This is a genomic window from Aestuariivirga sp. (assembly GCF_965227715.1).
Taxonomy (GTDB): Bacteria; Pseudomonadota; Alphaproteobacteria; order Rhizobiales; family Aestuariivirgaceae; genus Aestuariivirga.
The window spans coordinates 1,634,194-1,650,890 of sequence record NZ_OZ245771.1; the positions used below are offsets into that span (position 1 = coordinate 1,634,194).

At 63.5% G+C, this 16,697-nt stretch carries 18 protein-coding genes; 10 read left to right on the plus strand and 8 right to left on the minus strand.

Annotated elements, in window-relative coordinates:
• Window position 1 precedes the first annotated feature (1 nt).
• The gene (locus ACO06F_RS07785; RefSeq protein ID WP_421696119.1) at window positions 2-778 is read left to right on the plus strand and encodes a gamma-glutamyl-gamma-aminobutyrate hydrolase family protein; all 777 of its coding nucleotides are present in this window, start codon (window positions 2-4) and stop codon (window positions 776-778) included.
• Between the two features lie 177 nt (window positions 779-955).
• Here the strand turns inward: ACO06F_RS07785 and ACO06F_RS07790 are convergent, their stop codons facing one another.
• Window positions 956-1,945, minus strand: a complete 990-nt coding sequence (locus ACO06F_RS07790) for a 2-hydroxyacid dehydrogenase (protein WP_421696120.1) — start codon at window positions 1,943-1,945, stop codon at window positions 956-958.
• Between the two features lie 202 nt (window positions 1,946-2,147).
• On the opposite strand from ACO06F_RS07790, the gene ACO06F_RS07795 reads away from it, so the two are divergent.
• Window positions 2,148-2,756: an SH3 domain-containing protein gene (locus ACO06F_RS07795; protein WP_421696121.1), complete on the plus strand. Its 609-nt coding sequence runs from the start codon at window positions 2,148-2,150 to the stop codon at window positions 2,754-2,756.
• Window positions 2,757-2,774: 18 nt separating this feature from the next.
• Here the strand turns inward: ACO06F_RS07795 and dnaJ are convergent, their stop codons facing one another.
• From dnaJ to ACO06F_RS07810, 3 genes are all read right to left on the minus strand, one after another.
• Window positions 2,775-3,950 (minus strand): molecular chaperone DnaJ, encoded by a 1,176-nt coding sequence (gene dnaJ, locus ACO06F_RS07800; protein WP_421696122.1) that lies wholly within the window; start codon window positions 3,948-3,950, stop codon window positions 2,775-2,777.
• A 162-nt stretch (window positions 3,951-4,112) separates the two neighbouring features.
• Window positions 4,113-6,032 (minus strand): molecular chaperone DnaK, encoded by a 1,920-nt coding sequence (dnaK, locus tag ACO06F_RS07805; protein WP_421696123.1) that lies wholly within the window; start codon window positions 6,030-6,032, stop codon window positions 4,113-4,115.
• A gap of 198 nt (window positions 6,033-6,230) precedes the next feature.
• A complete protein-coding gene (locus ACO06F_RS07810) occupies window positions 6,231-6,605 on the minus strand; it encodes a cupin domain-containing protein (protein WP_421696124.1) in 375 nt (124 codons plus the stop codon).
• 89 nt (window positions 6,606-6,694) lie between these two features.
• Here ACO06F_RS07810 and ACO06F_RS07815 point away from each other — a divergent pair, with 89 nt between their 5' ends.
• Window positions 6,695-7,297 carry an alpha-ketoglutarate-dependent dioxygenase AlkB family protein gene (locus tag ACO06F_RS07815; protein WP_421696125.1) on the plus strand — a complete coding sequence of 201 codons (603 nt, stop codon included), beginning with the start codon at window positions 6,695-6,697 and terminating at the stop codon, window positions 7,295-7,297.
• A complete protein-coding gene (locus ACO06F_RS07820; protein ID WP_421696126.1) occupies window positions 7,294-8,538 on the plus strand; it encodes a flavin monoamine oxidase family protein in 1,245 nt (414 codons plus the stop codon). The genes ACO06F_RS07815 and ACO06F_RS07820 overlap by 4 nt, the downstream gene beginning before the upstream one ends.
• Window positions 8,539-8,576: 38 nt before the next feature.
• Here ACO06F_RS07820 and ACO06F_RS07825 read toward each other — a convergent pair whose 3' ends face one another.
• The 3 genes from ACO06F_RS07825 to hrcA form a co-directional block, all read right to left on the minus strand.
• Entirely contained in the window at window positions 8,577-8,951 is a 375-nt protein-coding gene (locus ACO06F_RS07825) for a VOC family protein (protein WP_421696127.1), read from the minus strand.
• A gap of 68 nt (window positions 8,952-9,019) precedes the next feature.
• A complete protein-coding gene (gene grpE / locus ACO06F_RS07830; protein WP_421696128.1) occupies window positions 9,020-9,601 on the minus strand; it encodes a nucleotide exchange factor GrpE in 582 nt (193 codons plus the stop codon).
• A 62-nt stretch (window positions 9,602-9,663) separates the two neighbouring features.
• A complete protein-coding gene (gene hrcA, locus ACO06F_RS07835; RefSeq protein ID WP_421696129.1) occupies window positions 9,664-10,749 on the minus strand; it encodes a heat-inducible transcriptional repressor HrcA in 1,086 nt (361 codons plus the stop codon).
• A gap of 86 nt (window positions 10,750-10,835) precedes the next feature.
• On the opposite strand from hrcA, the gene rph reads away from it, so the two are divergent.
• From rph to gshB, 6 genes are all read left to right on the plus strand, one after another.
• On the plus strand, window positions 10,836-11,549 hold the full coding sequence (gene rph, locus ACO06F_RS07840; RefSeq protein ID WP_421696130.1) for a ribonuclease PH: 714 nt from the start codon (window positions 10,836-10,838) through the stop codon (window positions 11,547-11,549).
• The gene (rdgB, locus tag ACO06F_RS07845; RefSeq protein WP_421696131.1) at window positions 11,549-12,559 is read left to right on the plus strand and encodes an RdgB/HAM1 family non-canonical purine NTP pyrophosphatase; all 1,011 of its coding nucleotides are present in this window, start codon (window positions 11,549-11,551) and stop codon (window positions 12,557-12,559) included. The genes rph and rdgB overlap by 1 nt, the downstream gene beginning before the upstream one ends.
• Window positions 12,546-13,694, plus strand: coding sequence for a radical SAM family heme chaperone HemW (gene hemW / locus ACO06F_RS07850; RefSeq protein ID WP_421696132.1), 1,149 nt, complete (start codon window positions 12,546-12,548; stop codon window positions 13,692-13,694). The genes rdgB and hemW overlap by 14 nt, the downstream gene beginning before the upstream one ends.
• 73 nt (window positions 13,695-13,767) lie before the next feature.
• Complete coding sequence (gene rsmI, locus ACO06F_RS07855; protein ID WP_421696133.1) at window positions 13,768-14,664, plus strand: 16S rRNA (cytidine(1402)-2'-O)-methyltransferase; 897 nt, start codon at window positions 13,768-13,770, stop codon at window positions 14,662-14,664.
• Complete coding sequence (locus ACO06F_RS07860; protein WP_421696134.1) at window positions 14,654-15,019, plus strand: YraN family protein; 366 nt, start codon at window positions 14,654-14,656, stop codon at window positions 15,017-15,019. Before rsmI ends, ACO06F_RS07860 begins: the two co-directional genes overlap by 11 nt.
• A 1-nt stretch (window position 15,020) precedes the next feature.
• Window positions 15,021-15,959 (plus strand): glutathione synthase, encoded by a 939-nt coding sequence (gene gshB / locus ACO06F_RS07865; RefSeq protein ID WP_421696135.1) that lies wholly within the window; start codon window positions 15,021-15,023, stop codon window positions 15,957-15,959.
• A gap of 13 nt (window positions 15,960-15,972) precedes the next feature.
• Here gshB and ACO06F_RS07870 read toward each other — a convergent pair whose 3' ends face one another.
• Window positions 15,973-16,650, minus strand: a complete 678-nt coding sequence (locus tag ACO06F_RS07870) for a haloacid dehalogenase type II (protein WP_421696136.1) — start codon at window positions 16,648-16,650, stop codon at window positions 15,973-15,975.
• Window positions 16,651-16,697: the final 47 nt, after the last annotated feature.

The window sequence follows — 16,697 nt, forward strand, 5'->3', positions numbered from 1 at the left end:
AATGCCCTATCTGCCCCTCGTCGGCCTGCCGGCGGACACTTATGAGAACCACGGCTTCCTGTTCCACTCGATCGGTGACAAATATGTGCGCGCCGTGGCCGAGGTGGCGCTGTGCTCTCCGGTGATGATCCCCTCGATGATCGATGTGCTGGAGCTCGACGCCCTGCTCGACCATTTCGACGGCATCGTGATGACGGGGGCCGTCTCCAACGTCCACCCCCCGCATTATGGCGAGCAGCCGTCAACGTCGCATGAGCCCTATGACCATGCGCGTGACGCAACCACCTTGAAGTTGATCGAAAAGGTGCTGAAGCGCGGCCTTCCGCTGTTCTGCATCTGCCGCGGCTTTCAGGAACTGAACGTCGTGATGGGCGGCACGCTGGAAACCGAATTGCAGGACATCGAAGGCCGCCTCGACCACCGCGCGCCCAAGAATGAGGATGTGGACGTGCGATATGCACCGGCGCATCTCATCAACATTCGCCCCGGCGGCGTTCTGGAACAGATCCTCGGCAAGCGCGAAACCATGGTGAACTCGATCCACCGCCAGGGCATCAAGCGCATGGCGAAGGGCCTCGCTGTTGAAGCCACCGCGCCTGACGGCATCATCGAAGCGGTCTCGGTGCGCGATGCCAAGACCTTCGCGATCGGCACCCAGTGGCATCCGGAATTCAAGGCGGTCAACAACCCGGATTCGGTGAAGCTGTTCAGCGCATTCGGAAACGCCGTGCGCGCCTATGCGGCCGCACGCGGCAAGTCCATGCGGGCGATTGCTTAGCTCGCAACCACTCGCGCCGTCATGCCAGCGTAGGCTGGCATCCCGCTGTGCTTGCAGTACATGCTGACATAAAGCGGGCCCCAAGCCTTCGCTGGGGTGACGGACATGAGGGTGGATAAACTTTGCAGTGATCTCACTTGACCGAGCGCGGCTCTAAAGCGGGGAGAGGACCATTCCCTACAGCATGCTCGGCAGCACGCGGTCCGGCGGGTTGTGGCCATCGACCCAGGTCTTGATGTTGATGATCACCTTTTCCCCCATGTCGATGCGGCCTTCGATGGTGGCGGAGCCCATGTGGGGCAGAAGCACGGCTTTCTTGGCTTTCAGCAGGCGCGGGTTGACGGCGGGTTCATGCTCGAACACGTCGAGACCGGCGCCGCCAAGTTCGTCTGCTTCCAGCATGCGGGCCAGTGCGTTCTCATCGATTACCTCGCCGCGCGCGGTGTTGACGATGATCGCCTCCTTCTTCATCAGCTTGAGGCGGCGCGCCGAGAGCAGGTGATAGGTGGCGGGCGTGTGCGGGCAGTTGACGGAGACGATGTCCATGCGCGCCAGCATCTGGTCCAGACTTTCCCAATAGGTCGCCTCAAGATTCTCTTCCAGCGCGGGGTGCACGGGCTTTCTGTTGTGATAATGGATCTGCAGCCCGAAGGCCTTGGCGCGGCGCGCAATGGCCGTGCCGATGCGGCCCATGCCGATGATGCCCAGACGCTTGCCGCCGATGCGGTGGCCCAGCATCCAGGTGGGCGACCACCCGCCCCAGCTGTTGTCCGCGCCGATCACCTTGGCGCCCTCGATGATGCGGCGGGAGACGGCCATGATGAGAGCCATGGTGAAATCCGCCGTATCCTCCGTCAGCACGCCCGGCGTGTTGGTGACGGTGATGCCACGGGACAGGGCGGTTTCGACATCGATGTTATCAACACCATTGCCGAAATTGGCGATCAGCTTCAGCTGGTCTCCCGCCTGCAGCAGCACGGCCTTGTCGATCCGGTCCGTCACCGTGGGGACGAGCACTTCGGCGGTCTTCACCGCCTCGATCAGTTCGGCGCGGCCCATGGGCTCGTCACTGGCATTGAGCCTGGTGTTGAACAGCTCCATCATCCGCGTTTCCACCACATCCGGCAGCTTGCGGGTAACGACGACGAGGGGCTTGCGCTTGCTCATGCGGGAATCCTTGCTCCGGTCTCGGCTATTCAACACATTCTTAACCCCGCCGGATCAATCCTGCTACCGGTCCGTGCGTGAGTGTCATGCGTGGTTCATCCCGTTTGCACGGGTCGGTTCCTGGTGTAAACTGGCTTTATGACAAGAGGCGTGGGGCTGCAAAGCTGGCAGCGCCAGGCCTTTGAGAGGATATCGGATACGCATGGCCGCAAGCCCGGGTAAGAAACGGCGATTTGGCTCGATCGTGCTGAGCCTCGCCTGCATCGGCGTGGCGGGGGCCGTGGCCTGGTCGGTTTTCGGCAAGCGCGCCGAATCGCTGGCCAATACCACGCCAGGGGACGTGACGGGCTCGATCGGCCAGGAAGCCGCCCGGCCGGTGGGGCCATCCGGCCTGCCGATCCCGCGTTTTGTATCGCTCAAGGCCGAGAAGGTGAATGTCCGGCGAGGCCCCTCGAGCGACCATCCTGTGGCCTGGGTGTTCCAGCGCAAGGGCCTTCCGGTGGAAATCGTGGCCGAATTCGAGAACTGGCGCCGCGTGCGCGACTCTGACGGCGAGGAAGGCTGGATCCTGCAGAACATGCTGGCGGGCAAGCGCACCGCGGTCATCGCCCCGTGGAAGCAGGGCGTTTCCATTCCACTTCACACCAGCCCCAAGGATGAATCAGGCCTGGTGGCGGAGGTGGGAGCCGGTGTTGTCGCCGAGGTTGAAGGCTGTGACGGCCAGTGGTGCGAACTCAGCGCCGGCGGCTATGACGGCTATATCACTCAGACGCAGCTGTGGGGCGTGTACCCCGGCGAGAAGGTCGACTAGGGCACGGCGAACCCGTCTTCAGCCCCCGAACCCGTCCCAGAAGGCCCTGGCCTTGGCGAAGAAGCCTTCCGACTCCGGGCTGTTGTTGCGGGCTTCCTTTTCGAACTCCTTGAGAAGTTCCTTCTGGCGCCGCGTGAGGTTGACCGGGGTTTCCACGGCCACCTGTATATACATGTCGCCCATCTGCGAAGAGCGCAGCACCGGCATGCCCTTGGACTTGAGCCTGAATTGCTTGCCGGTCTGGGATCCTTCCGGAACCGTGACCCGGGCCTTCTTGCCGTCAATGGTGGGCACTTCGATTTCGCCGCCGATGGCCGCAACCGTCATCGAGACCGGCACCTTGCAGAACAGGTCCGCGCCGTCACGCTGGAAGAACTCATGCGGGCGCACGGACAGAAAGATGTAGAGATCCCCCGCCGGGCCGCCGCGCAAGCCTGCTTCACCCTCGTTGGCGAGGCGGATGCGCGTGCCGTCTTCGACGCCAGCCGGAATGTTGACGGAGAGCGTGCGCTCCTTGGTGACGCGGCCCTGGCCGGCGCAGGCGCTGCAAGGGTCCGAGATCACCTGCCCTCTGCCCTGGCAGGTGGGGCATGTCCGCTCCACGGTGAAGAAGCCAGACTGGGACCGAACGGCACCCTGCCCGCCACAGGTGGAGCATGTCTTAGGGGAAGAGCCCGGCTTGGCGCCCGAGCCGTTGCACAGCTCGCAAGAGACGGACGAAGGCACGCGCACCTGCGCCGTCTTGCCGGTGAAAGCCTCGGTGAGGCTGATTTCCATGTTGTAGCGCAGGTCAGCACCGCGTGCCGCACCGCCAGCGCCCCGCGCGCCGCCACCACCGCCGCGCCGGCCCCGTGCGCCGCCGCCGCCCATGAAGTCGCCGAACAGATCTTCGAAAATGTCCGACATTGAGGAATTGAATTCAGGCCCGAAGCCCGCACCGCCGGGCCCACGGCCCCCGCCCATGCCGCCTTCAAACGCCTGATGGCCGAACCTGTCATAAGCCGCCTTCTTCTGCGGATCCTTCAGCACGTCATAGGCTTCGTTCAGTTCCTTGAAGCGCGCATCGGCCGACTTGTCGGCCGGGTTCGCATCGGGATGGAGCTGCTTCGCCAGCTTGCGGTAAGCGGCCTTCAGCTCCTTCTCGTCGGCTGACTTGCCGACGCCGAGGACCTCGTAATAATCGCGTTTGGCCATGAATGAATACCGCTATCGGTTACCGCCCAGGGCGCTGCCGCAAGGGCGCACCACCGGGCAAGGAGAGTTCACTGTGTTGAAAAAGGCGGAACCCCGCCCCGCGCTGCGCAGCCCCCATAGAGGGCACGCCACGTGAAGCGGGGTTCCATGGTTCATCCGGACTCAGACCTTCTTGTCGTCGTCCTTCACTTCCTCGAAGTCGGCATCGACCACATCGTCATCGGCAGCGCCGCCTGCGGCATCACGCTGGGCATCGGCTTCCGCCTGGCCCGCCTGCGCCTTGTACATCGCCTCGCCGAGCTTCATGGCGGCCTGCGCCAGTGCGTTGGTCTTGGCCGTCACCGCCTCAGCCTCGGCATCGCCCGACTCGAGGGTGGACTTCAGATCGGCAATGGCCGCTTCGATCGCTGACTTGTCAGCCGGGGACACCTTGTCACCATACTCCGCCACAGACTTGCCGGTGGAGTGGATCAAGGCTTCCGCGTGGTTCCTGGCTTCCACCAGGTCCTTGCGCTTCTTGTCCTCGGCGGCGTTGGCTTCCGCCTCCTTCACCATCTTCTGGATCTCGGAGTCTGAGAGGCCGCCAGAGGCCTGGATGCGGATCTGCTGCTCCTTGTTCGTCGCCTTGTCCTTGGCGGACACGTTGACGATGCCGTTGGCGTCGATGTCGAAGGTGACCTCCACCTGCGGAATGCCGCGCGGTGCGGGCGGAATGCCCATCAGGTCGAACTGGCCCAGCATCTTGTTGTCGGCCGCCATTTCACGCTCGCCCTGGAAGACCCTGATGGTCACGGCCGTCTGATTGTCATCAGCGGTCGAGAACACCTGGCTCTTCTTGGTGGGGATCGTGGTGTTGCGGTCGATGAGGCGGGTGAACACGCCACCCAGCGTTTCGATGCCGAGCGACAGCGGCGTCACGTCGAGCAGCAGCACGTCCTTCACTTCGCCCTTGAGCACGCCGGCCTGGATCGCAGCACCGATGGCCACGACTTCGTCCGGGTTCACACCCTTGTGGGGCTCCTTGCCGAAAAACTGCTTCACCACCTCGATGACCTTGGGCATGCGCGTCATGCCGCCGACGAGGATGACCTCGTCGATCTGGCCTGCGGTGAGGCCAGCATCCTTGAGCGCGGCGCGGCACGGGTCGATGGTCTTCTGGATGAGGTCATCCACAAGGGCTTCGAGCTTCGCACGGGTGAGCTTGATCGTGAGATGCTTCGGACCCGACGCATCAGCCGTGATGAAGGGCAGGTTGATCTCGGTCTGGGCCGAGGAGGAGAGTTCGATCTTGGCCTTCTCGGCTGCTTCCCTCAGGCGCTGGAGGGCGAGCTTGTCCTTCCGGAGATCAATGCCCTGCTCCTTCTTGAACTCGTCTGCGAGGTAATCGACGATGCGCATGTCGAAGTCTTCGCCGCCGAGGAAGGTGTCGCCGTTCGTCGACTTCACCTCGAACACGCCGTCGCCGATCTCGAGGATCGACACGTCGAAGGTGCCACCGCCCAAGTCATAAACCGCGATCGTGCCGGCTTCCTTCTTGTCGAGGCCGTAGGCCAAGGCAGCCGCCGTCGGCTCGTTGATGATGCGCAGCACTTCGAGGCCGGCAATCTTGCCTGCGTCCTTGGTGGCCTGGCGCTGCGAGTCGTTGAAGTAGGCGGGAACGGTGATCACCGCCTGGGTGACGGTCTCGCCCAGGTAGCGCTCGGCGGTCTCCTTCATCTTGGTCAGGGTGAAGGCGGAGATCTGGGAGGGCGAGAACTTCTTGCCGCGGCTCTCGACCCAGGCATCGCCATTGTCGGCCTTGATGATGGAATAGGGAACGAGCTTCTTGTCCTTCGCCACCATCGGATCATCGAAGCGGCGGCCGATCAGGCGCTTGATCGCAAAGAAGGTGTTCTCAGGGTTGGTGACGGCCTGGCGCTTGGCCGGCTGGCCGACGAGGGTTTCACCATCGGCCGTGAAGGCCACGATCGAGGGGGTGGTGCGCGCACCTTCCGCATTCTCGATCACCTTCGGATTTTTACCCTCAATCACCGCCACGCAGGAGTTGGTGGTGCCGAGGTCGATACCAATTACTTTCGCCATCTTGATCCTCCAATGGGCAGGCAGACTTTGGGAAGCCCGTTAGGCACTTCCCAGACCCCTTTTGGCTCGAGGAGTCCGCCTCCTGAATTAAGAAATGTTCCGGGCCTCCCGATTCGGGCGGGTGGTCCAGTGTCCGAGGGCTATATAGGCAGCGTGTTTTGGCCTATCAAGCACTCTGCCCAAGCATTTTGACGTAGGTCAATCGAGAAGCACCACGCTTTCCTGCTCATTGGGGTCTGTCCGGGCGATTACGGCGCGCACCGGCTTGTCCGTCGGGTTATAGGGCTGATGGGGCACGCCAGCTGGTATATAACAGAAATCCCCGGCTTTGACCGCCATCACATGTTCCAGATTGGGCCCATGGCGCATTTCGGAATAGCCCTCCAGCACGAAAATCGCGGATTCATGGTCCGCATGGTAGTGCGGCCGGGCGGAAGCACCAGGCGGAATGGTGACGATGTGCATGCAGAGCTTCTCTGAACCCGCCGATTCCGCAGAAATTCCGGCAAAATAGGAAAGCCCCTGCTTTCCGTCATAGCTTTCGCCCGCTTGCACCAGCTTGCAGGATTTCATGGGCAGCACCTCCGGGTCTCCAGGCCAACGCCCGACTATGGCGAAAAACGGCTTGCCGGTACAAGAGCGGCGATGACAAAAGGTGGCCGATGACACCGGGACTTCGATATTTTCCAGGCTTTCTTGCGCTGGAGGCACAGCGCCAGCTGGTGGAAACCCTGCGGGAGGCGGTGGCGGAGGCTCCGCTCGTCACCCCCGTGATGCCGCGGACGGCCAGGCCCTTCACCGTGCGGATGACCAATCTCGGTCCCCTGGGCTGGGTGTCGGACCGGGCGGGATACCGCTACCAGGCCACCCACCCCGTGACCGGCCGGCCCTTTCCGCCCATTCCGGAGCAGCTCATCAGCATCTGGCGCGGAGTTTCGGGCTATCCGCATGATCCCCAGGCCTGCCTCGTCAATTTCTATGGCGGCGGCGCGAAGATGGGCCTCCACCGGGATGGGGATGAGGAGGATTTTTCCGCCCCCGTGCTGTCAGTCTCCTTAGGCGACACGGCGATCTTCCGGATGGGCGGGCCGGAGCGTGGCGGCAAGACGGAGACGCTGAAGCTCGCCTCCGGCGACGTCCTGGTGATGGGCGGCCAATCCCGCCTGTGCTACCACGGCATTGACCGGGTGCTGACCGGCACCTCCACCCTGCTGAAAGACGGCGGGCGCATCAACCTCACGCTCAGGCGGGTCACCATACCATGAATGACTATGATATTGCGGTGATCGGCGCCGGGGCCGCAGGGCTTGCGGCCGGCCTCAGGCTGCAAGGCTCCGGCAAGAGCGTCATCGTGCTGGAGGCGCGTGACCGGATCGGCGGCCGCGCCTTCACCGACACCGCCACGTTGGGCCTCCCCTTCGATTGCGGGGCGCATTGGCTCCATGCGGCAGACCAGAACCCCTTCACCAAAATCGCCGACCGGCTGGGCTTTGCCTATAACAGCCGGATCAGCTGGGCAGACGTCATCCGCTTTGGCCCCGGCGGCCCCCTGCCGGATGAGGTGCAGGCGGAGGCGGTGGATGAGGTGGTCGCCGCGCTGGACCGGATCGGCGCGGCAGGTGCGACGGGGCTCGATGTGCCGTTCTCGGACCGTCTCGATCCGGCCAGCAGATGGAACCCGCTGATCCGCAACATCATCGGCCAGATCACCTCGCATGAGGCCGAGAATTGCTCGACCCTCGACTATGCGCGCTACGTCGAAGAGGGTGGCGACTTCCCCGTCGAGGCCGGCTATGGCGCGCTGGTGGCGAGGAATGCCGAGGGCCTTGCGGTAACGCTTGGGACACCGGTCACCCATGTCGACTGGTCAGGCCCCCGCGTGAGGCTGGAGACGCCGCGTGGGGTGGTCACGGCCTCCAGCATTATCCTCGCTGTTCCCATCAACGTGCTGATCGCAGGGGCCATTCGCTTCACACCTGCCCTTCCGGCACAGTTGGTCGAGGCCTTTCATGATTGCCCGATGGGGGTTTCTGAAAAGCTCGCCATCCTGCTCGACCGGCCAATCGAGGGCCTCGGCCACCTCTATGGTGACGTGATCGACCTGTCAGGCAAGCGTGCGCCCTTCAACCTGCATGTGAACCCGTTCGGACGGCCGCTGCTCGTCTCCCACTTGGCGGGCGCCAATGGCCTCAACATCGAAAGAGCGCGCGACGACGAGGTGATGGCGCTGGCGCTTGATGCGATGGAAGATGCTTTCGGCGCAAGCATCCGCAAACGCGTGGTCAGGATGCTGCGCACCCATTGGGCGTCCGACCCCTATACGCGGGGCGGCTATTCCCACGCGAAGCCGGGGCGCGCCGCGTCACGCCTGCTGTTCAGCGAACCGGTGGGAGACAGGATCGTGCTCGCCGGGGAGCATTGCTCGATCCCGCATTATTCCACGGTGCAGGGCGCACACCTCTCCGGCATCGCTGCGGGGGAAAAGGCGCTGAAGCTGATGGGCTAGAGCGTCGCTGGGGTGACGGGGGAAATAGATTCTTGGTCTTACTCATTCATCTCCGGCTTCATCCAGCCGATGATGGCGCCTGTCGGATCTTCGAGAACGGCGATGCGGCCCACCGTGGGAATGTCGAAGATCGGCGTGCACAGCTTGGCGCCCGAGGCTTCCGCTTGGGCCACCAGGCTGTCGACGTCGTCGACCGACATGTAGGTGAACCAGCCCGAAGGCCCGCCGGGCTTCCGAGTCATGTCGATGATGCCCCAGGCGGGCTTACCGTCGATCATCGCCAGCCAGTATTCGGGCCCCGGACTCGGCATCTGCTCGAAGGTCACGCCCAGGCTCTTGCCGTAGAAATCCTTCGCCTTCTGAACCTCATTGGTCATCAGTTCAGACCAGAGGATGGTGCCTTGCGTTGCCATGGAAGCCTCCTGTGCGGGTGAGGCTTCAGGCTAACACGGGCAGCTGCTTTCGTCACCCGCCGAGGGGATCAGCCCTCGGCCTTTGCAACACCCACCATGGCCGGGCGCAGGCAACGGTCACCGATCGCAAAGCCAGATTGCATTTCCTGAACAACGGTGCCGGGCGGATATTCCTTTGTGGGCAGTTCGAACAGCGCCTGGTGGAAATTGGGATCGAATTTCGCGCCCACCGTTTCCACTTTCCGGATGTTGTAGCGGTTGAAGACCTTGAGGAGCTCGCGCTCCGTCATCTCGATGCCGGCGAGGAGGTTCTTCGTGGCCTCATCCGCCTTCTCGCGCGATTCGGCAGGAAGGGCCGCCAGTGCCCGCTGCATGTTGTCGGACACGCTCAACAGGTCACGGGCGAAATTGGTGGCGGCGTAAAGGGTTGCCTCCGCCTTCTCGCGCTCGGCGCGCTTCCGGAGATTGTCCATGTCCGCTGCGGTGCGGAGCAGCCGGTCCTTCAGCGCCGCGGTTTCCTCCTTCAGCTGCACAAGTTCGAGATCGCGCGCGTCGATCTCGGCGGCTTCGGGCGTGTCCTGCGGAGCGGCTTCGGGGGCACCCTGCTGGGCACCGTTGGTCTGCTCTGGGGATTTGGTGTCGTCAGCCATGACGGAGGGACTGTCCTTCAATTTACGGGATGGCAGCCATATCGGCCGGAGTACCGGAAAAATCAAGTGAGGAGGCGGCCGATGGCCTTGGCGGTGTAATCCACCATCGGGATGATCCGGGCATAATTCATCCGCGTCGGGCCGATGATGCCCATGACGCCCACTATCTTCTCCTCCGCGTTGCGGAAGGGTGTGACGATGATGGAACTGCCCGAGAGGGAAAACAGCCGGTTTTCGGAGCCGATGAAGATGCGCACACCTTCGCCCTGCTCGGCCGCACCCAGAAGCTGCACCAGCTCCTTTTTGTTCTCGATATCTTCGAACAGCCTGCGGATGCGCTCGAGATCGGCCGCCGCTGTGCCATTCTCGATCAGATTGGCCTGGCCGCGGACGATCAGCGTCTTGTCGTCAAGGTCCCCCTCGCCCGACCACTGGCCGATGCCGGATTCGACGACGCGGACGGACACCTCGTCCAGCTCGCGCCTGAGGCTTTCCATCTCGTCACGCACGAAGCGCTGCACCTCGTCGATGGTCTTGCCCTGGAAGCGGGTGGACAGATAGTTGGAGGCCTGCGCGAAGGTGGACGGCGGCAGTCCACGCGGCACCTCGATCACCCGGTTCTCGACGCTGCCGTCTTCGCCCACCAGAATGACCAGCGCCCGGCCAGGCCCCAAATTTACGAACTCGATGTGCTTCAGGCGCGAATTCATCTTGGGCGCCAGGATGACGCCGGCGCAATGCGAGAGGCCCGAAAGCAGCGTCGTCGCCTCACCCAGCATGTCTTCCACCCGGCGCTGGCGGTTGGAGGCCGCCACCTGCGCATCGATGCGGGCGCGCTCGTCGGTGGACATCGCGCCCACCTCCATCACGGCGTCAACGAAGAAGCGCAGGCCCTGTTCGGTCGGAATCCGGCCCGCACTGGTGTGGGGCGAGAAGATGAGGCCTGAATCCTCGAGATCCATCATCACATTGCGCACCGATGCCGGAGACAGGTTCTGCGGCAGGATGCGCGCGATGGTGCGCGAGCCCACGGGCTCACCCGTGGCCAGATAGGTGTCGACAAGGCGGCGGAATATATCGCGCGAGCGCTGGTCAAGCCCGGCAATGCCGGTGAGCCGTTCTTCAGACGTCGGCTTGGGCGGGATCATGCTCATAACGCCAATGTAGGAATCAACGTGGCCAAGGTCAATCAAAGGCGCTACAAGCCCGGTTTTCAGGACAAGGAACAACCATTATGCGTCCATCGGGACGGAAACCCGACGAATTGCGTGCCGTCAGCTTCGAGCGCGGCTTCACCCGGCATGCGGAAGGCTCCTGCCTCGTCCGCTTCGGGGATACGCATGTGCTGTGCACCGCCTCCCTCGAGGAGCGGGTGCCGCCGTGGCTGAAGGGCGGGGGCAAGGGCTGGGTGACAGCCGAATACGGCATGCTGCCGCGCGCCACGCATGACCGCACCAGGCGGGAAGCAAGTGCCGGCAAGCAGTCCGGCCGGACGCAGGAAATCCAGCGCCTCGTTGGCCGCAGCCTGCGCGCCGTGGTGGACTTGCCCGCCTTGGGTGAACGCCAGATCACGCTCGACTGTGACGTGCTGCAGGCCGATGGCGGAACGCGCACCGCGGCCATCACCGGCTCCTGGGTTGCGCTTTTCGATTGCCTCAAATGGATGGAGCAGCGCTCCATGTTCAAGCAGTGGCCGCTCAAGGACCATGTTGCCGCCATTTCCTGCGGCATTCATGACAATCTGCCGGTTCTGGACCTCGATTACCCGGAGGATTCCTCCGCCGGGACGGACGCCAATTTCGTCATGACCGGATCAGGCGGCATCGTCGAGATCCAGGGAACGGCGGAGGGCGAGCCCTTTTCCGAGGCAACGCTGGGTGAATTGCTGGCGCTGGCCAAAAAGGGCATTGGCGAATTGGTGGCCAAGCAGAAGGCGGCGATTGCCTGATGCGCGCAACCCGGGTTCTCGAGACCGTCCTCTACGGCCGTGACATTGAAGCCATGCGCGGCTTCTATGAAGGCGTGATCGGGCTTGAGGTTCACAGCGAGCTGCCGGGGAAATTCGTGTTCTTCCGCATGGCGGATCAGATGCTGCTTGTCTTCAACCCGGAGCTGACCGCCACCCAGAAGACGGAAGACGGTCCGCCCCCTCATGGGCCGGTGGGGCCAGGCCATGTCTGCTTCCGCTGTGCAGAGGGCGATCTCGAAGCCTGGCAGGCCCATCTCGAGGGGAAGGGCGTGGCCATCGAAAGGCTGCTCGACTGGCCGGCGGGCGGGCGCTCGGTCTATTTCCGGGATCCGGCGGGGAATTCGCTCGAATTCTCCGATGGCACGCTGTGGGGCTTGAAGCCCACACGCTCCCTCGCCAACCGGAAAATCGTGATCGCCACCCACAACAAGGGCAAGCTGGAGGAGTTCGCTGCGCTCCTCGAACCCTATGGCGTCGAGGCCGTCTCAGCCGGTGCTCTGGGGCTGCCGGAACCGGTCGAAACCGAAAACACCTTTGCCGGCAACGCCCGCATCAAGGCGCTGGCCGCCATGAAGGCCACGGGCCTCATCACCATTTCGGATGATTCAGGCCTTTGCGTCGAAGCGCTGAACGGTGAGCCGGGCGTCTACACCGCGGACTGGGCAGGGCCCGACCGTGACTGGAACCGCGCCATGCGCCTGGTCGAGGAGAAGCTTCAGGGCAAGGGTGCCACCACGCCGGAACAGCGGCGTGCCTATTTCGCCTGCACGCTGTGCGTCATCTGGCCTGATGGCGAGGAGCGCATCTATGAGGGCCGCGCCGAGGGCAGCCTCGCCTGGCCGCCACGCGGCGCGCTGGGCCATGGCTATGACCCGATGTTCGTGCCAGCGGGCGAGACGCGCAGCTTCGCGGAGCTTGCGCCTGACGAAAAGAACCGCATTTCGCATCGTGCGAAGGCTCTCGAAAAGCTCGTCCGTGACCTCTTCTGACGCGTTTGGCATTTACGTGCACTGGCCCTTCTGCAAGGCCAAATGCCCTTACTGCGATTTCAACAGCCATGTGCGGCACGGTGGCGTGGACGCATTGTCCTTTGCGCGCGCACTGGCCTCCGAGCTCCAGTGGTTTGCGGCGCAGACCCAGGGTCGCACCGTCACCTCCATCTTCTTTGGCGGCGGCACACCATCGCTGATGCCGCCAGACGCCGTGGCCCATGTGCTGGATGCGATCGCCGGCCTGTGGCCCGTTTCACCGCAAGTGGAGACAACGCTCGAGGCCAATCCCACCTCCATCGAGGCGGAAAACTTCCGCGGCTATCGCGCGGCGGGGGTCAACCGGGTGTCCGTCGGCGTGCAGGCGCTGAACGAGGCGGATCTGAAGGCGCTGGGCCGCCAGCATTCGGCCGATGAGGCCCTCGCCGCCTTCCGCCTGGCCGCGAAGATTTTTCCGCGCGTCTCCTTCGACATGATCTATGCGCGGCCCAACCAGACGGCTGCGGCCTGGCGCGAGGAGCTTTCCCGCGCGCTCACCGAGCAGCAGGGGCACATGTCGCTCTATCAGCTCACCATCGAGCCGGGTACGGCCTATTTCGACCTTGCCGAACGGGGCTCCCTTATCACCCCCACGGATGACAGTGCTGCCGATCTCTATGACCTCACCCAGGAGCTGACAGAGAAGGCCGGGCTTTCGACTTACGAAGTCTCGAACCATGCCGCCCCCGGGCAGGAATCGCGGCACAATCTCCTGTATTGGCGATACGGCGAATATGCGGGCGTTGGCCCCGGCGCGCACAGCAGGCTGGCGGATGGCAAAAACCGCCGCGCGCTCATTGCCGAAAAACACCCCGAGACGTGGCGCGATCTGGTGGCAAGCCAGGGCCACGGCATCATCTCGGACATAATCGTTCCGCCGGCGGACCAAGCCAGTGAGTATTTGCTGATGGGCCTGCGCATTGCCGAAGGGATCGACCTTGACCGCTATGCCGCCCTGGCGGGCCGCGAGATTGACTCCTCGAAGCTCGCCGGCATGAAATCCATGGGACTCATCAAACGCCATGGCCAGCGCCTGATGGCCACGGCAGACGGCCGCAAGCTGCTCAATGCCGTGATTGCGGAACTGGCGGTCTGAAACTACGCTCAATTGAATGGCGTCACCCCAGCGAAGGCTGGGGCCCCGCTTTGCCGGCAAGAGAAGAACTGCGATGACCGACTCCCGCCCATCCTACATCATCGGCGCCCACCGCTATGAAGCGGAGACGCTGGCGCCGGGCCTTTATGTGGTGGCCACACCCATCGGCAATCTGGGTGACATCACCGTCCGGGCCCTCGCCACGCTTGCTGCGGCGGAGACCGTGCTGTGCGAGGATACGCGCACGTCGGGAAAGCTGATGGAGCGTTTTGCCATCAAGACGAAGCTCTCCCCCTATCACGAGCACAATGCGCAGAAGGCGAGGCCCCATATTCTGGAGCGGCTCCGCCAGGGCGCCACCATGGCCTTGATCAGCGACGCCGGCATGCCGCTCGTCTCCGACCCCGGCTACCGGCTGGTGAAGGAGGCGGTGGAGCTCGGCATTCCGGTGACGGCCTGCCCCGGCCCTTCCGCCGTGCTCACGGGCCTTGCCCTCTCAGGCCTTCCCACTGACCGCTTCCTGTTTGCAGGCTTCATGCCCCAGAAGCAGGGAGAGCGGCGGCGGCTGTTCGATGAGCTGGGGAAGCTCAAGGCCACGCTGATTTTCTTCGAAAGCCCGCACCGCATCATCGAGACATTGCAGGACATCGCAACGGCCCTTCCCGGCCGCCCCGTTGCGGTGACGCGGGAGCTCACCAAGCTCCATGAAGAGGTGCTGCGGGGCGCCCCCGAAGAGCTCGCCGCCCTGCTCGGCGCACGCCCCAGCGTCAAGGGCGAGATCACGCTGCTCATCGGTGCGCCACTCGAAGATGAGGCGGTCTCGGAGGCTGAGCTCGACCGCGCCATTGACGAAGCGCTGGCCATCATGCCCGCCAGCAAGGCGGCGTCTGATGTTGCAAAGCGCTTCAGCCTCAACCGCTCCGATATTTACCAGCGCATCCTGTCCCGCAAAGGTGCCAATGGCGCGTGACCGCAGGAAATCGGAACAGGCGGGCCGCAGCGCCGAACGGATCGCCCTTTGGTATTTGCGGCTCAAAGGCTGGCGGCTTCTGGCTGAACGCTACAAGTCTCCCGTCGGTGAAGTGGACCTCGTCATGCGCAAGGGCGATGTCACCGCCTTCATCGAGGTGAAGGCGCGGCGCAATCTCGATGGCGCTGTCGAATCCGTCTCACCCCGCCAGGCCCGGCGCATTTCAGCTGCGGCGCGCCACTTTCTCGCGCAGGACCGTTTGGCTGCCACGCAATCCTGCCGTTTTGACATCGTCGCGCTGAGCCCCTACCAGTGGCCTCGGCACATCGTGAATGCATTCGAAGGAGACCAGTGACATGGCGTTGAAAGTTGCGGTGCAGATGGACCCGATCCAGTCCATCAACATCTCAGGCGATTCGACCTTCGCCATGATGCTGGAGGCGCAACGGCGCGGCCACAGCCTTTTCTATTATCAGACCAAGACGCTGGCGCTGGGCGGCGGCTCGCTTTTCGCCACGGGGAATGACGTCACGGTGAGGGACGAGAAGGCCAATCACTTCACCCTGGGCGAGGAACGCCGCGCCGATTTGGGCGCCCTGGACGTGGTGCTGATGCGCCAGGACCCGCCCTTCGACATGGGCTACATCACCGCCACCCACATGCTGGAGACGATCCATCCGAAAACATTGGTGGTGAATGATCCCGCACAGGTGCGCAACGCGCCCGAGAAGCTCTTCGTTCTCAACTATCCGCAGTTCATGCCGGAAACGCTGATCACGCGGGACCCTGTCGAACTCGCTGCCTTCCGCCGCCAGCATGGCGACATCATTCTGAAGCCGCTCTATGGCAATGGCGGTGCCGGCGTGTTCCGGCTGGGGGAAAGCGACCAGAATTTCTCGGCACTCCTCGAGCTTTTCACGCAGACGTTCCGCGAGCCCTTCATCGCGCAGAAATATTTGCCCGATGTGCGGAAAGGCGACAAGCGCATCATCCTCGTCGATGGCAAGGCCGTGGGCGCCATCAACCGGGTTCCGGCCGTCAATGAAAACCGCTCCAACATGCATGTGGGCGGTAGGCCCGAGCCCTCCACCCTGACCAGGCGCGAGCACGAGATCTGCGACGCGATCGGGCCGGACCTCAAAGCCCGCGGGCTGATCTTCGTGGGGATCGATGTGATCGGCGACTATATGACGGAGATCAACGTCACCTCCCCTACCGGCATCCGCGAAGTAAAGCGCTTCGGCGGCGAGGACATTGCGAGCCTGATCTGGGACGCGATCGAAGCGCGGCGGTAGCGCCCTTTCGCCCTCACACAAGCCCGGGCAGTTCGCTCAGATCCTTGATCAGCGCGGCGGGCTTTCCGGGGATGCGGTCATCCTTCAGGCCGAAGCGGTCCACCCGCACGGACTGGAAGCCGAACTGGGCCGCACCCTGCGCGTCCCAGGTGTTGGCGGAAACAAAGCAGACCGACGGCGCGTCATGGATCTGCAGCTTCTGCATGGCATGGCGGTAAACGCGCCGGCTCGGCTTGTAGATGCCGACGTCCTCAACCGAGAGCACCATGTTGAACAGCTTCTCGAGCCCCGCATGGCGCACCGCCGAATCGAGCATGGCCGGGCTGCCGTTTGACAGGATGGCGGTGAGTTTCCCTTTGGATTTCACGGCCTCCAGCGCTGCCACAACATCCGGATAGGCCTCGAGCTTCAGGTAGAGCGACATGATCTCGTCTTTGAGGCCCGGCTCCTCCACGCCGTACTGGGCCAGCGCGTAATCCAGCGCGTCACCCGTCACATGCCAGAAATCCGCATGAACGCCCGTCAGGCTGCGGAGCCAGCTATATTCCAGCTGCTTCTGCCGCCAGAGCTTGGAAATCTCATCAGCCTTTTCGCCGATCTCCACGCTCAGCTTGCGCATGGGGGCATGGACGTCAAACAGCGTGCCGTATGCGTCAAACACACAGGCCCTGATGCCTTGCAGCCGCTCCATGCCGCTTCCTCTTCCGCAATCCTGGTTCTATGATTAGCGCAGAAGCG